Here is a 14937-nt window from a genome sequence, read left to right as displayed (position 1 = left end):
ATGCTCTCAGTATAGAAAGAGATTGTGACGAAATTGTGATAAAAGTATCAAAAAAATATTTCCTAACCCTTAGACCAACCTAAAAATGGTTTCAAAGAGTTAGGAAATACATAATCAGTAGTAAAAATCGTCTTCTTCTATTACCTGGATTTCCATATATTCAAATGGAATCTCTTCTATAAATGCATCCTTTGTGAAGCGGCATTTATTATGGAGCTGGAAATCATGAACCGTGGACTTAAGCCAGATAGGCTTGCTGAGATCAAGCTCATAGCACGCTTTCTCAATAGCGTTCATGACCTTATGCGTTCTGGTCTCCATCGAATTATCTTCTATGGTTATATCCTTCAAAAGATGATTATCATTTACAAGTCTTACCCAAAGTCTAAACATGTTGCCTCATCAGTCATCGTATCCGTTAGGATTATTGCTCTGCCATCTCCAGGAATCCTCGCACATCTCACGAATACCGTTCTGTGCCTTCCATCCAAGCTCTCTCTCAGCCTTATCTGCATTGGAGTAGCATGTTGCGATATCACCTGCACGTCGAGGCTGAATCTCATAAGGAATCTTAACACCATTAGCTTCCTCGAAGTTCTTAACAATATCAAGAACACTGTAACCAACGCCTGTTCCAAGGTTGTATATTGAAAGACCGCTGCCGGGCTCTAATTTCTTAAGAGCCTTAACATGACCAACTGCAAGGTCAACTACGTGGATATAATCGCGGACACCTGTTCCATCCGGGGTATCGTAGTCATTACCAAATACGTTGAGCTTAGGAAGTCTTCCTACTGCAACCTGAGTAATATAAGGCATCAGGTTGTTCGGAATACCATTGGGGTTCTCACCGATGGTTCCACTCTTGTGCGCACCGATAGGATTGAAGTATCTAAGAAGTACTACATTCCATTCCTTATCAGCGAACTGAATATCAGTCAGAACCTGCTCAAGCATTGACTTGGTCCATCCGTAGGGGTTAGTGCACTGTCCCTTAGGGCATTCCTCTGTAATCGGGATAAATGCAGGATTTCCATAAACTGTAGCAGAGGATGAGAAGATAATGTTCTTGCATCCATGCTTTCTCATAACATCAACAAGAGTGAGTGTTCCGGTGATGTTATTATCGTAATACTCCCAAGGCTTCTGAACTGACTCGCCAACCGCCTTAAGACCTGCAAAGTGAATAACTGAATCAATCTTTTCCTTAGTAAAAATCTCCTCAAGCCCTTCTCTATCGCGGATATCAGCCTTATAAAAAGGAACCTTTTTACCTGTGATAGCCTCAACACGGTCAAGTACCTTCTCACTGGCATTAGCAAGGTTATCCATTACAACCACATCATAACCTGCATTCTGAAGTTCAACTACTGTGTGGCTTCCGATGTAGCCTGCACCACCTGTAACTAATATTGCCATATTTTTGTCCTCCCTTTTTGCCTGTATTTCAGGATTTAAAGCTCAATTCCGTTCTTCTTGCAAAGCTCTCTTGCTGACTCTACTGAATCCTTACCTGTCTTATTCTTAATAGGAGCAAACTCGTGCTCACGAACAACCTCATAAGGAACGCAGCTGTCAAGCTCGTGGATCATATCAAGAACAAGCTGCTCAAACTTGCATCCGTTAGGTGTCTCAGGTTTAATAAGTTCACCATTTTCATCTATATGAGGGATCTTCTTCTCAACTACGTGAAGAGGAAGTTCATTTTTTGCAATTCTCTCAAGAGCAGGTACATTGAAGAGGTAGTTAAGGATAACACCATAGTTATATGCAGGCTCTCCTGCCTCATCCTTGGCATCCATCATCTCCTGAGTAAGCTCATAATACTCGACGATTGAAGGCTTGCCATCCTCGAGACACATAACACCTACACCCTCATCAGGAGCATTCTTCTTAACAACCTTAGCGCCAACCTCAGCCTTCTGCTCGATTGTAGCACCTACGAAAGTAGGATCGCAGATTCTCTGAAGTACGTTATCTACTGCGAAAATGTTAACCCACTCGATTCCCTCAGCATGAAGAGTCTTATCAAGTCCTGCCTTGATCATAGAAGAGAACCAGCCTGCATTTCCATTAGGAGATGTAGAGATACGTCCCTTCTCTTCCATATATACCTTACCTTCGTAATCTGAAGCGGGAGCCATATCCTGCTTGAAGAAAGTAACCTTGTCAGCCTTATATCCGAAGAAATTCTTCTCTGTAAGGAACTTAACTGTCTTCTCATGATTCTTCTCACTTGTCATAATGAAAAGATGAATCCATGAACCTGTAGCATTAACTACATCAAGAAGGTTCTCTATAATTCTCTGGAAAATGAACACTTCCTTAGTAAGACCGATGTTGTACATACCCTTGGGATCATCTGAACCAAGTCTTGTTCCCATACCACCTGCAAGGAGGCATGCTGCAACTTTTCCTGCCTTAATAGCATCTGTACCGATCTGTGTAAATTCGTCATGTCTCTTCTCAATTTCAGAGAGCTGCATGCATGCAAGAGGTTCAAATTTGCCCCTCTGTGAACCATGTCCAAGATTCTTGGCATTTTTGAGAACTTCAAAATCAGTCTCATCAATCTGCTGCAACAGAGCAGCCTTCTCAGCTTCTGAGAGCTCATCATAGTATTTCAGAACATGCATCTGTCCGTTTGCTTCAAGTTTCTTCTTAGCTTCTTCTAATGTCATAGTATTAATTCTCCTTTACTACGCTTATTATATGATTCAGACGCCAGTCTCCTGACACCCTATGCTATAGAAATATATTCTCATACATCGCAAATCATGTGATACTTAATCCCCTCCGATGTATCAGCACTCCTATAATAATATCTCACAGAAAAAATAAAAACAATCTAAACAGAGCAAGTTTTGGTTAACGGAGCAAATTCTGAGCAATTTTGCTAATAAAAAAGTCGTTTATTATTGTATTCTCTCTTTTTACCGTTAAGTGCTAGAATATTAAGTAGGAATCAAAGAAACCTTTGACCCTTGTGTCATCATAATAAGTAACCAACAACTATCACTATTATAAGGAGGCGCGCACCATGAAAATAGCTATGGCAAACGATCATGCAGGAACAGCCATGAAAAATGAAATAAAGACATATCTTCTTGCAAATGGTTATGAAGTTGAAGATTTTGGGACCTACGATGAAGAAAGCTGTGATTTGTCAGACTTTGTTTATCCCGCTGCCCTTTCTGTAGCTAAGGGCGAATGTGACAGAGGTATCTTCTGCGATGGTGTCGGCTACGGGAGCGCCCTTATAGCCAACAAAATAAACGGTTGCTACGCTGCAGTATGTCAGGACCCGCTCTGCGCAACACTTGCAAGACAGCATACGGACTCCAATATCCTGTGCCTTGGCGCCAAGATAATCGGCACTCTGATATCAATGGAAATCGTGAAAACCTGGCTAAATACAGATCCTCTAATGGACGAAAAATATAGAAGAAGAGTACAGAAAGTATGCGACATAAATAATAAATGCTGCGTACCTGTGGATAAACTCTAATCATTTATTACCTGAAAGAAGTTGTCATGGGCGTGATTGCCGCCTCTTTAATATAGTTCTAAACGTCAATACAATCACGCTCTGAATGCATGGAACAATAAATGTTATCTATAGATAAAAGCTATATCTTCTCATTGAAGATCTCTTAATGCTTCAACATATTCTTTCAACTTCTGAATAAAAATATCTATCTCTTCTCTTGTGTTTTCATAGTTTAGTGTAACACGGATAGAAGAGCGGGCTTCTGCCGCAGACATGCCTATAGCAGTGAGGACGTGACTTGGCCTTGAGTTGGATGAGGAGCAGGCAGAACCTGTGGAAATATATATTTCATTACCGGATAGTATTTCCATGATTTCTGCGCCGTTTACCCCCGGAATCGTAAAATGCGCATTCCCCGGGAGCCTGCTCTCCCTGCTTCCGTTCAATCTTGCTCCGGATATCTCGGACAGAACCCTTGAAATCAGGTAGTCTCTTAGTTCAGTTTCTGCGCCGGATCTCTCAGACATGTGAAGCCTGCTAAGTCTTGCCGCCTCTCCAAGACCAACAATCGAAGGAACATTCAGAGTGCCGGATCTTAGTCCCTGTTCCTGTCCGCCACCATACAGATAAGGTGAGATCCGAACGCCTTTGCGCACATAGAGAAGGCCAACTCCTTTAGGAGCGCCAAGCTTGTGTCCACTGGCTGATAAGAGATCGATTTTCATATCATTTACATCTATCGGGATATGTCCAAAAGCCTGCACTGCATCAGTGTGAAGCAGAATATTCCTGGATCTGCACAATATGCCAATGGACTTAATATCGGTTATGGTTCCTATCTCATTATTGGCAGTCATGACGGAAACCAAAGCTGTATCCTCTTCCAATGCGCTTTCAATGGCAGAAGCTGATACATCACCATTTTCACCCGGCGAAAGAGCTGTGACACAGCGCCCAAGTTCTTCAATTTTTTTACATGGATTTAAAACGGCATGATGCTCTGCCATAGATGAAATGATGTGCCGATTTTCTGGCACATTAAAAATCGCGGTGTTGTCACTTTCAGTGCCGCCTGATGTAAAGATTATCTCAGAAGGATCTGCTCCGATTAACTCTGCACAATACTCCCTGGCTTTTTCAACAGCTTTTTTTGCCTCAAGTCCGAAATGGTGTGAGGCAGAAGGATTGGCAAACTGCAGGCTAAAATAGGGAAGCATAGCCTCCAGAACATCCTGATTAACTTTTGTTGTTGCTGCATTATCAAGATATATCATATGCAATATTTTTAGAAAAATATAATAAAGGTTTAATGGTTCTTATTACAGTAATAATATAAAATCAATATATTATATTTCTCTGCAACATACAATATTTAGTGGAAAGGTAAATGATATGGCTAAGGTAATAAATAACGATATCAATGAAATTGCTAAAAAGGTTGAAGAGTTGACAGATAAAGAGCTGGAAAAGGTTGCCGGAGGAGTTAAAAAGACTTGCCCGGCCGGTCAGGTTTTGGTAGGGAATAAATGTGAAAAGAAGAAAAAGCTAAATTTGAATCCTGACCAAAATATACAATAATAAAATAAGGCTACAGGAACTGATGATTTTTTGATTTTCCTGTAGCCTTTATATTTTTTACATTCAATAAACCATGCCCACTTTAAGAGTGCCTCTGCCACTATCAAAGCTTATCCTGTTGCACTCAGTAGTTCTTAAATGTGGCAAATCCGTCATCTGAAGTATTGTATCATCTCCTGTAGTCAGTTCGATGATTCCTCTGTCGTAAACGATTGTTATGGCATCCTCGCGATTTCTGCCTATGATCAGGAAATCAGAAACTACTCCGTCTGATACGGAAAATACTCCCGTTTTACTGTTATAACTCATTGTTACAAATGGCTCATTTTTGTCTAATCTCCTTGTTACTGTTGCTTAATTCTTCTTGCTTCTGTCTGCTTTCTTGGCTGCAAGACTTTTCTCTCCCCTACTTCCCATTTTTCCTCCCTTTTTGCACACTTTCTGTCTTTTAAGATCCTGATTATGCCATTTTCACGTATCCTTTCAAAACCGTGTGCATTTGAATTACCGATTACTTTAATTGCGCCTTTTGTGTATAATATAGGGTGCGGTTATTATCAGGCACATTAGGCAATTCCTAATTTCGTTTACGATAATAGCCTGTGTGCTGCTAAATTATTGTTGAATAGGATGATTAATTTATGAAGTCAAAGAAAGTGTCTTATGCAGATCTGGCTAGATACTGCAATTTTTCAAAGACAACAATATCAAGATATTTTAGTAATCCTGACTCTCTGACTCTTGAGAATCAGGAAAAGATCAGAGATGCTGTAGAAACTCTTGGTTATCAGGAAAACAAGATAGCCAAGATCCTTCCCAGCGGACATACAGAATTTATCGGTCTTATCATACCCAACCTCTATATGCCCTATTACTCTGAGGTAATGCACCATCTGCTCTCTTCCTACAGTACTTACGGTTACAAATTTCTGGTCTTCGAAGGGCAGTCGGATATAGAGCTGGAGAGGAAGTATATTCGCGAACTGACAGCTTATAATGTTGAGGGCATAATTACACTTTCTCATACTATTTCTTCAAAAGAGTATGCATCCTACGATATTCCGATTGTTGCCATAGAACGTGAAGATGAATTTATCTCAAGTGTTCATAATGACAACTATATGGGGGGAATTCAGGCCACAAGTCTTCTGTATAAGAGCGACTGCGATGTTCTGTTTTTCATAGATTCAACACCTTACGGAGCAACACGCTCTGCATATTATTCTAAAGATAATCACTCTTACTCTTATGGTCGATTGAACGGTTTTAAGTATGTCTGCAATGAGAAGAATGTACCTAACGAAGTTATAATCCAGGACTTGGGGCAAAGCTATGAAGAGTATACTGAGAATATTTCCAAGATTATTGCCGATATTACAAAAAGATATCCCGGGAAACGTAAAGGTGTCTTTTGTGCAAATGATACTTTTGCTAATATTTCCCTCTTGCATTTACTTAGAACTTATGGGAATTTTCCTGATGATTTTAGATTAGTGGGTTACGACGGATCTCCAATTTCTGCTCAGGCTATTATTCCTTTCAGTACTGTCGGTCAGCAGCTTGATCAGATCACTAAATCCGCCATGGAAATACTGGTTGCTCAGATCAAAGGCAGGCACCGCAGAATCCCTGAGGAACTCCCGATCCTCCACGAGGTAATCGCCCCTATCCTGATAAATCGCGCAACCACACAGAAGGAAGCTCCAAATATCGCGGGGGCAAAATAGGTTTTCTGTTTATCAACACAGCTCTTTTTCTTATTTTGGTACCCATTTATTTATATTTTATGGGTACCAATCGAATAATAAATGCTCTCTAGTGAAATGCAAACTCAAATCACTTTCATCACCTAAAAAAGAAATAAATGCCAATTAATTAAACTTAATACTGTAGCTGACATCAAATTTCCCGGACGGAGCCAGTGTCTGATTCCATTCTCTATCCTTTAATTCACCGCTAAATCCTTCTGCATCAGCTCTTCCGTACCATGGCTCTATGCAGATAAATGGTGCATTTTTCCCTGAAGGTGACCAGATCCCCAGAAGAGGTGCGTCAAACATTACTTCCACAAATGTTTTTCCCTCAGCATCTGCAATCGCCGCTCCACTCACCTGACTGTTCTCAAGGATTATCGCACCATTATCAAATGTGTGCTCATCAATTTCTATAGCTTTATTCTGTCCCAATTCAAGATTGTAGGTCTCATTAGCTGCAAGCGGATCATGGAACTTCCTCACGGTGAGGACATCTCTATCAGTCTTAAGTATTACCGAGTTTCCCTTAAGTGTTCCTTCACTGTTCAGCTTACAGTTAAAAGCAGGATGTGCACCTATCGCAAATGGAAGGTCCTTTTTTCCTGTATTATCCACTTTCCATCCTATTGTTACAGTATCTGCAACAAGGGTATAAGTAATTGTAAGTTTAAAATCAAGCGGATATTTTTCTCTTGTCTGCTCATTTGAAGTAAGTATAAATATTGCCTTGTCATCAGACTCTTCCACTACTTCAAACTCCATATCTCTTGCAAAGCCGTGCTGTCCCATGGAGTATTCTTTGCCTTCATAGCGATATTTTCCATCTGCCACAGCTCCTACAAAAGGGAAAAGAACAGGCGAAGTACGTCCCCAAAATTTAGGATCTGCACACCACATGTATTCTCTATCGCCACGCTTAACACTTTTTAATTCAGCTCCATGAGTGTCAATCTCTGCTGTTAACTGTTCATTCTTTATAGTAATTCTCATCTATCGTTATTCCTTTCCAAAAATATCTCATCCCACAACTCTGTTTTTTCCGCTCTGCTTTCCCTCATATAATTTGGCATCTGCCTCCCTAATTACACAACAATGCTTCCTGTTATTTCGAAGGCTTCAATTACCCAACAATATTTCTTGCTTCTCCTTTTTCAAATGCCAGGATATTCTTTGCAACCTCTTCCACGCAGCGACTTCTTGCCTCCACACTCGCCCACGCCATATGAGGTGTCACAAAAAGTTTCTTACTATCCTGAATCCTAAGAAGCGGACTATCTTTTTTCATAGGCTCCACCGTCAGAACATCAAGTCCTGCTGCCGCAATTTCTCCATCCTCAAGTGCCTTTACCAGATCATCTTCATTTACTACAGGGCCTCTTGCCACATTTATTAAAATCGCTGTCTTTTTCATCTTTTTAAAAGCTGCCTCATCTATGATGCCTCTGGTCTTGTCTGAAAGCGGACAGTGGAGTGACAGCACATCGCTTCTCTCAAGAAGTTCATCAATGCTTACCATCTCATACTGCTCATCTTCACTATTGTGATCTGTTCTTCCGGAAGCTGAATAGAAGATCACCTTTGCTCCAAAGGCGGTTGCAATCTGAGCAACTTTTCTTCCGATATTCCCCATTCCTATGATTCCCCAGGTCATACCATCGATCTCATGAAAAGGTATATCAAGTTTACAAAAATGTGACTGTGACGCATATTCTCCGCTTTTTACAAATTCATCGTAGTCCTTAAGCGCCTCCATAATATAAAACAGAAGTGCAAAAGTATGCTGTGCTACAGACATTGTAGAATAACCTGCTACATTAGCTACCTTAATCCCTCTTTTTGCGCACTCCTTAATATCCACATTATCAAAACCTGTGGCAAACTCACATATAAGTTTAAGGTTCGGTATCTTATCAAGTATCTCTGCTGTGATCTTCGATTTGTTTATGCAAAGTACATCAGCGCCTCCAAGGCGCTCCTTCGCATTATCCTCAGTTATCTTATCTTTGAAAAATGTAACCTCTCCTATTTTTGATAAACTGCTGTAATCAATGTCATTTCCTACGCTGTCAATTTCTACCGCAACGATTTTCATGATTTGTATATCCTTCCTATATTCTTAATCACCAAGTATTTTGCTTGTATGCAATCTTTTCACCACGTCATCAATTTTATCACTTTGGTACCCTTTTTTAATATTTTTATAGCCCTTTTTTCTTATTTTTTCACTATAGAAGTATTTTTCTTACTTTGGTACCCTTTTTTCTTTATTTCATGGGTACCAAATGCATATTATTCTTTGCCTTTTGAAAATTCTTTTTATAACTTCTACTTTTTTGCTATGCAAAGTATACCAAATCATGAATATGCTACTCTAGTGTGCAGTAACCCACCTCTTCATTCGCAACCATCTTCCATATCAAAAATAAGAAGCGCCTTCCGAAAATAATAATTCTCGAAAGGCGCTTATACTCTTATTTGTTTTTCTTAGCCAAAGTTATATTGACTAAAACAATCATTGCTGATTATTTAAAAGGGTTCTCTGTAGGATAAGGAAGTGATGCAGGCTGGTTGTAGCCGATTACTTCAGCGCCTACATACTTGAATACCTCAAAGAGTGCCTTACCATAGTGACCGAATGCTACAGCACCGTGGTGAGGGAAGTTGTGCTGGATGAGGATGTGTCTGTAGAAACGTCCCATCTCAGGAATAGCGAATACACCGATTCCACCGAATGACATTGTGTCTGTAGGAAGAACCTCACCCTGTGCAACATATGCCTTAAGGTGATTATCAGCTGTGCTCTGCAGTCTGTAGAATGTGATATCACCTGGAACGATGTTACCTTCAAGTGTACCCTGTGTAACTTCCTCAGGAAGGTTTCTAGCCATGATCTTCTGGTACTTCATTGTGCACTCAGTAAGCTTGCTTGAGCATGTATTTCCGCAGTGGAAGCCCATGAATGTATCTGTGTGCTTGTAATCGAACTTGCCCTTGATGCTCTGCTCATACATATCAGCAGGTACAGAGTTGTTAATGTCAAGAAGTGTAACAACATCGTTACTTACGCATGTTCCGATGAACTCAGAAAGTGCACCGTAGATATCAACCTCACAAGATACCGGAATTCCACGGCCTGTAAGACGGCTGTTTACATAGCAGGGAACAAATCCAAACTGTGTCTGGAATGCAGGCCAGCACTTACCAGCGATTGTAACATACTTTCTGTAGCCTCTGTGCTCCTCAACCCAGTCAAGAAGTGTAAGCTCATACTGAGCAAGCTTTGCAAGGATTTCAGGCTTCTTGTTGCCCTTACCAAGTTCCTTCTCCATATCAGCAACAACTTCAGGAATTCTCTTGTCATCCTTGTGCTTGTTGAATGCTTCGAAAAGGTCAAGCTCAGAGTTCTCTTCGATCTCAACACCAAGGTTGTAAAGCTGCTGAATAGGAGCATTACAAGCAAGGAAGTTAAGCGGACGAGGACCAAAGCTGATAACTTTAAGATCTGAAAGTCCAACAAGTGCTCTTGCGATCGGAACGAACTCGTTGATCATCTTAGCACACTCATCAGCTGTTCCTACAGGATACTCAGGAATGTAAGCCTTAACGCCACGAAGCTTTAAGTTGTAGCTTGCGTTAAGCATACCGCAGTATGCATCTCCTCTGCCGTCCTGAAGGTCACCCTGTGACTCCTCTGCAGCTGCGCAGAACATTACAGGACCATCAAAGTGCTTTGCAAGAAGTGTCTCAGAAATCTCGGGACCAAAGTTACCAAGATATACGCAAAGAGCGTTGCAGCCTTCCTTCTTGATATCCTCAAGTGCCTCTACCATCTGAGTCTCTGACTCGATGATGCAAACAGGGCACTCATATACATCTACATCGTTGTAAAGCTTCTTATAGCTATCGATAAGAGCCTTTCTACGATTGATTGCAAGTGATGCCGGGAAACAGTCACGGCTGACTGCTACCAGACCAATTTTAACCTGGGGAATGTTATTCATTCTAATGTCCTCCTACCCTTTTAAAAATATTGTTGATCATTATGCGATTTTCCATAACAAAACCGCTAAAAGCCAAATTTGTGTGTACGTTAACACATCTACTAAATCATAAGTTTTACAGTGATTATTGTCAATTTGACATATTTCACAGAATTAATTCAAAAATTCTGTTAACTATTTTCAGTGTCCTCGCAAAGCGAAGGGCGAATCCTGCAAAAGACAGGATTCTTGCGAGCTATTTCCGCATTTTGCTCGCAAGAAGTTACAAATTCTGCTCAATATGGATACTAAGTTCCGTATAATTAACCTTTTTAGGCACTGTGCCATACGCCAGATAATTAAACAGTATTTCCAGCGAGAGCTTTCCCTGTTTTTCCGGTTCCTGACATATGGTTGCAGTTATCATTCCTTTATGAAACATCTCATACTGCACCGCTACAAGGTCGTTGGTTATGATCCTTATCTTGTGTTCAGAATCCTCCGCAGCTATAAGTCTGCAAATATCGTAATCACGCGGATTTATAACATATACCACATTAGTTTCAGGATATTTTGTGAGCATCTCTCTGACTGCGCGTCTGTTCTGTTCACGGTCAAGCGCTATACTCCACTTACCAAGAAGCTCCATATCGGGATACCGGGAATTCATCTCGTTTGAAAAGCCTCTGATACGCTCTGTGGCACTTTCCTTTATACTGTCGTACTCTGTGAAAAAGCATATTTTCGCATCTTCTCCGCCTGCCATTGCAGTTAGTCCTGCAGCAAGCCTTCCAGAAGCGATATAATCGCATCCTACATACGCAAGATGCTCCACTCCATCAAGTCTGCTGTTATAAAAAACAAGCGGAAGATCACGCCTTTTCTGCTCTTCGATTATCAAATTATTGATAGAGGAAGTGGAGCCCGTTATACAGACTCCATCATATTCACCTATTGTTTTTTTCAGCGATTTCAGCAGTTTGTTCTCTTCGTCCAAATTGTCAGGATACTCCACAATATCTGTAGTTGCCGCATAAGCCTCAAGAGACTTGGCCTTTTTCTCGGCGCTTTCCCTGACGGGTATGAAAAACGGACTATACTGTGTCTTGGGAATCATGAAAAGAAATTTTAACTTCTTTTTCCTTACCGCAAGTCCCTGAGCCACACGATTAGGCTCATAGTGGAGCTCCTCGCATGCCTTCTCGACTCTCTCTCTTGTCTCCTGCTTCACATATCCGCGATTATGCAGAACACGGTCCACAGTACCTATTGAAACACCTGCATGTTTCGCTATCTCTGTTATTGTTGCCATTTTTCCCTCAAAGTTCTATATATTAGATGAGTCCGGCAATATCTATGTTCTCGCCTGTGATTCCTTCATAAGCACCATCAGCAATCTCAGATGCATCCTTGTGTGCAAGAAGCCACTTATTTGTAGCGAAAAGTGTTCTGTCATCAAGGTTTTTACCTGCTGTTTTAGTGGTTCCTACGTTTGTTCCCTTGGGAAGTGCAATGAGAACCTTGAATCCCTTTGAAGCATCTGCATGGCAGGGAGCATAGTGAAGTGTTGAAGCATAAACCTCAACAAGTACGCCCTTAGGGCACTTGAATGCTACTACCTTTGATGAGTCAAGCTTGCCGTCTTCGATATCGCTGAGTTTAGCAAGAAGAAGAATGAAGTCCTCTGTGCCAAGGTTGAACTCGCTGTCTCTGTGATATTCCATGCAGTTCATCTTTGTATTATGTCCGTTGCAGTAGCCAAACTGGAAAGGCATTCCGCCAAAAAGGCTTGTACCAAGATCCTTAGTATCTGCTGTTGCCATGAGCTTTTCATCCTCAGCCACATAAACAACTCCATCCGGACAAGGTGTATCATTTTCAAGTGTCTTTAAGATTTCTGCAACACTATAACCCTCAACAACTCTGCCGTACTCTTTGAATTCTTTGTCTGTTACGCTTTTAATTACCATCTTTCCTACCCCGCTTTTTATTAGTTTTTTGTATCTGAACTTGGATTTTTGCGCTTTTTTACCATGAAAAAAGCGTTTTTTATCCCTCTCCGTTAACGTACACACATTATAGGTGAAAAGATGCTGTTGTTCAATTATCAGATTTATACAAAATTTTCAGGTGGTTTTCTTACAGAATGCACCCACAATAGTAAGGTGCCCAGATATAGCTATTTTACTTTTTGTCTGCGCCAGTTTTCGGAAGTCGGAAGTCTACTTTCTCTTTGTAATTTCAAAAAACCATAACCATGACAGCTTCCTATTAAGAAGATATAGCACTGTAGCTATAGCGTAGGCAATGATATATATGATCAAAATCGAGCCAATTATCATCCATATAGGTAACTTTGAAGGATCCAAAAAAGGATAAGGAATCATATTCATTGGCATAACTTCTGATGTGAAAAGCCGAATAATTACAAGTCCATATATCGTAATAAACCAGGTTCCGTTAAGTCTCATAAGAGGTTTTACTTTGCCTATTGGTGAATCATTTGTAATGAATGAAATAACCATAAGAACAGGCATAATAAAGTGAGTTACAACCTCATCCCACTCATCAAGAGCTGACGGATCTCCCAGGCAGAATCCTATAAATACCACAATCATTATTACCGCCTCTGAAACTGCACAGGAAAGTCTTATAAAATATACCGGAACATGCGTCATTTCTTTACTTGTAACTATTTCATACATGTTAACAACTATGAATATGAGTGAGCCAATCATAGTAAAAAGCGTTCCATCAACAGTGAGCCATCTGAGAGCATATATTCCTGCCTTTTTTGCAAAGACAATATACATCGGAACTATTCCAATCATCACAATAACCATGGATATTACCAGATTTATTGCCTTTTTAAGACGAAAGCGTCTGTCGAATTTTTCCATTACCCCGTCAAGATTATCAACTTTACTCAATGTACACATACTCCTTCCAGGTTTGTAATGACTTCATCATATATTTCCAGCGTGCTGTCCACGAAATGTTTATCATCAAACCTCAAAGACATCTCTTTCGCTTTTTGGCCAAGTTTAAGCCGTATATCCTCATTTTCAAATATTTTCATGATATATTCACAAAAATCATCTCCTGTTTCAAAGGAATACCCGTTTACTCCGTTTTCCAGAACTCCATTAAGACACATGTCTTTTCTGCATACTATTGGCAAACTGCAGGCCATAGCCTCAATATATGACAAACTGTTAACCTCAAAATCCGATGCCGAAACATAGACTGTTCCTATGCTATAAAAACGATAAATCTGATCAGGAGGAATTCTTCCTGTGAAAAATACAGAATCACTTATATTTTGTTTAGCTGTCTGTTTTTCCAGTTTTTTCCGGTATAATCCGTCTCCTACGATAACAAGCTGAATCTCCGGATCTTTTTCCAAAAGCTGTTTCATCCAATTTAGGATGTTTGTAATTTTCTTCTCCTTACCAAGACGTGATACCACAAGGAGAATCTTATTATTGTCACGGATGCCATATTGGCTCATCAACTTTCTGCGCTCTTCTTTGGTCACATTTCTCTGAAACTTTTTTAGATTTATTCCGTTATGTAAAACTTTACACTTATTCTTTACGAATACATGCTGATCGAATGTCAGTGCTTTTTCAGCGGGCAATATAACAAGACTTGCATGTTTATATGCAAAAAGCCCCCACACCATCGGGATCAATGTAATTGGAAAAATTTTGCAAACTTTTCCAAACACATATTTTGAATAATCTGTATGAGACGTCATGACAATAGGCGCACCACAAATATCTGAGATCATATTAGCTATGATCCCCGTAGGACCTTCTGTGTGAATATGGATAATGTCAGGCTTCCATGCAACAATTTCATCGATAAATTCATGTCTTCTGATATGACTCTTTTTCCATTCAGGATAAAAGATTGATCTATATGATTGCAGGTAATAATCATCACCATTTTTATAACTTATATTCTGGTCGGATAAAGTAAGAACTTTCACTTCAATTCCACGCCTTCTCATTTCATCAGCGTAAACTGCTACTATCTGGGCAACGCCATTTATATCGTCCCTATATCCATCAGAAGTAATTAGAACCTTCAATTGCACCATCCCCTCTGATTACTATTTGCCGAATTATAC

At 40.2% G+C, this 14937-nt stretch carries 15 protein-coding genes; 3 read left to right on the top strand and 12 right to left on the bottom strand.

What is annotated here, in order from left to right; all coding sequences use genetic code 11:
• Window positions 1–114 precede the first annotated feature (114 nt).
• From ACHCNF_RS11555 to ACHCNF_RS11545, 3 genes are read right to left on the bottom strand one after another with little or no spacing between them, the layout of a single operon-like run.
• Window positions 115–393 (bottom strand): hypothetical protein, encoded by a 279-nt coding sequence (locus tag ACHCNF_RS11555; protein WP_408069940.1) that lies wholly within the window; start codon window positions 391–393, stop codon window positions 115–117.
• Between the two features lie 9 nt (window positions 394–402).
• Complete coding sequence (gene galE / locus ACHCNF_RS11550; RefSeq protein ID WP_408069939.1) at window positions 403–1419, bottom strand: UDP-glucose 4-epimerase GalE; 1017 nt, start codon at window positions 1417–1419, stop codon at window positions 403–405.
• Between the two features lie 35 nt (window positions 1420–1454).
• Complete coding sequence (locus ACHCNF_RS11545; RefSeq protein WP_408069938.1) at window positions 1455–2681, bottom strand: UTP--glucose-1-phosphate uridylyltransferase; 1227 nt, start codon at window positions 2679–2681, stop codon at window positions 1455–1457.
• 359 nt (window positions 2682–3040) lie between these two features.
• Here ACHCNF_RS11545 and ACHCNF_RS11540 point away from each other — a divergent pair, with 359 nt between their 5' ends.
• Window positions 3041–3508: an RpiB/LacA/LacB family sugar-phosphate isomerase gene (locus ACHCNF_RS11540; protein WP_408069937.1), complete on the top strand. Its 468-nt coding sequence runs from the start codon at window positions 3041–3043 to the stop codon at window positions 3506–3508.
• Between the two features lie 131 nt (window positions 3509–3639).
• Here the strand turns inward: ACHCNF_RS11540 and ACHCNF_RS11535 are convergent, their stop codons facing one another.
• Entirely contained in the window at window positions 3640–4764 is a 1125-nt protein-coding gene (locus ACHCNF_RS11535; protein WP_408069936.1) for a cysteine desulfurase family protein, read from the bottom strand.
• A gap of 118 nt (window positions 4765–4882) precedes the next feature.
• On the opposite strand from ACHCNF_RS11535, the gene ACHCNF_RS11530 reads away from it, so the two are divergent.
• Window positions 4883–5068 carry a bacteriocin gene (locus ACHCNF_RS11530; RefSeq protein ID WP_408069935.1) on the top strand — a complete coding sequence of 62 codons (186 nt, stop codon included), beginning with the start codon at window positions 4883–4885 and terminating at the stop codon, window positions 5066–5068.
• 63 nt (window positions 5069–5131) lie between these two features.
• On the opposite strand, the gene ACHCNF_RS11525 is transcribed toward ACHCNF_RS11530, so the two are convergent.
• Window positions 5132–5377, bottom strand: coding sequence for a hypothetical protein (locus tag ACHCNF_RS11525; RefSeq protein ID WP_408069934.1), 246 nt, complete (start codon window positions 5375–5377; stop codon window positions 5132–5134).
• 332 nt (window positions 5378–5709) lie between these two features.
• Between ACHCNF_RS11525 and ACHCNF_RS11520 the strand changes: the two genes are divergently transcribed.
• The gene (locus ACHCNF_RS11520; RefSeq protein ID WP_408069933.1) at window positions 5710–6795 is read left to right on the top strand and encodes a LacI family DNA-binding transcriptional regulator; all 1086 of its coding nucleotides are present in this window, start codon (window positions 5710–5712) and stop codon (window positions 6793–6795) included.
• Window positions 6796–6939: 144 nt separating this feature from the next.
• On the opposite strand, the gene ACHCNF_RS11515 is transcribed toward ACHCNF_RS11520, so the two are convergent.
• The 7 genes from ACHCNF_RS11515 to ACHCNF_RS11485 all read right to left on the bottom strand — a co-directional run bounded on the left by ACHCNF_RS11515 (window position 6940) and on the right by ACHCNF_RS11485 (window position 14898).
• Complete coding sequence (locus tag ACHCNF_RS11515; RefSeq protein ID WP_408069932.1) at window positions 6940–7812, bottom strand: aldose 1-epimerase family protein; 873 nt, start codon at window positions 7810–7812, stop codon at window positions 6940–6942.
• A 130-nt stretch (window positions 7813–7942) separates the two neighbouring features.
• The gene (locus ACHCNF_RS11510; protein WP_408069931.1) at window positions 7943–8914 is read right to left on the bottom strand and encodes a D-2-hydroxyacid dehydrogenase; all 972 of its coding nucleotides are present in this window, start codon (window positions 8912–8914) and stop codon (window positions 7943–7945) included.
• Window positions 8915–9344: 430 nt separating this feature from the next.
• Window positions 9345–10823: an L-fucose/L-arabinose isomerase family protein gene (locus tag ACHCNF_RS11505; protein WP_408069930.1), complete on the bottom strand. Its 1479-nt coding sequence runs from the start codon at window positions 10821–10823 to the stop codon at window positions 9345–9347.
• Window positions 10824–11085: 262 nt separating this feature from the next.
• Window positions 11086–12114, bottom strand: coding sequence for a substrate-binding domain-containing protein (locus tag ACHCNF_RS11500; RefSeq protein WP_408069929.1), 1029 nt, complete (start codon window positions 12112–12114; stop codon window positions 11086–11088).
• A 22-nt stretch (window positions 12115–12136) separates the two neighbouring features.
• Complete coding sequence (locus tag ACHCNF_RS11495; protein ID WP_408069928.1) at window positions 12137–12772, bottom strand: DUF4867 family protein; 636 nt, start codon at window positions 12770–12772, stop codon at window positions 12137–12139.
• Window positions 12773–13024: 252 nt separating this feature from the next.
• Window positions 13025–13732, bottom strand: coding sequence for a hypothetical protein (locus ACHCNF_RS11490; protein ID WP_408069927.1), 708 nt, complete (start codon window positions 13730–13732; stop codon window positions 13025–13027).
• The gene (locus tag ACHCNF_RS11485; protein WP_408069926.1) at window positions 13729–14898 is read right to left on the bottom strand and encodes a glycosyltransferase; all 1170 of its coding nucleotides are present in this window, start codon (window positions 14896–14898) and stop codon (window positions 13729–13731) included. Before ACHCNF_RS11485 ends, ACHCNF_RS11490 begins: the two co-directional genes overlap by 4 nt.
• Window positions 14899–14937: the final 39 nt, after the last annotated feature.

The organism is Butyrivibrio sp. NATIVEDY162 (assembly GCF_045999815.1).
In the GTDB taxonomy this organism is placed as follows: Bacteria; Bacillota; Clostridia; order Lachnospirales; family Lachnospiraceae; genus Butyrivibrio.
This window is presented reverse-complemented; position numbering and strand designations above follow the sequence as displayed.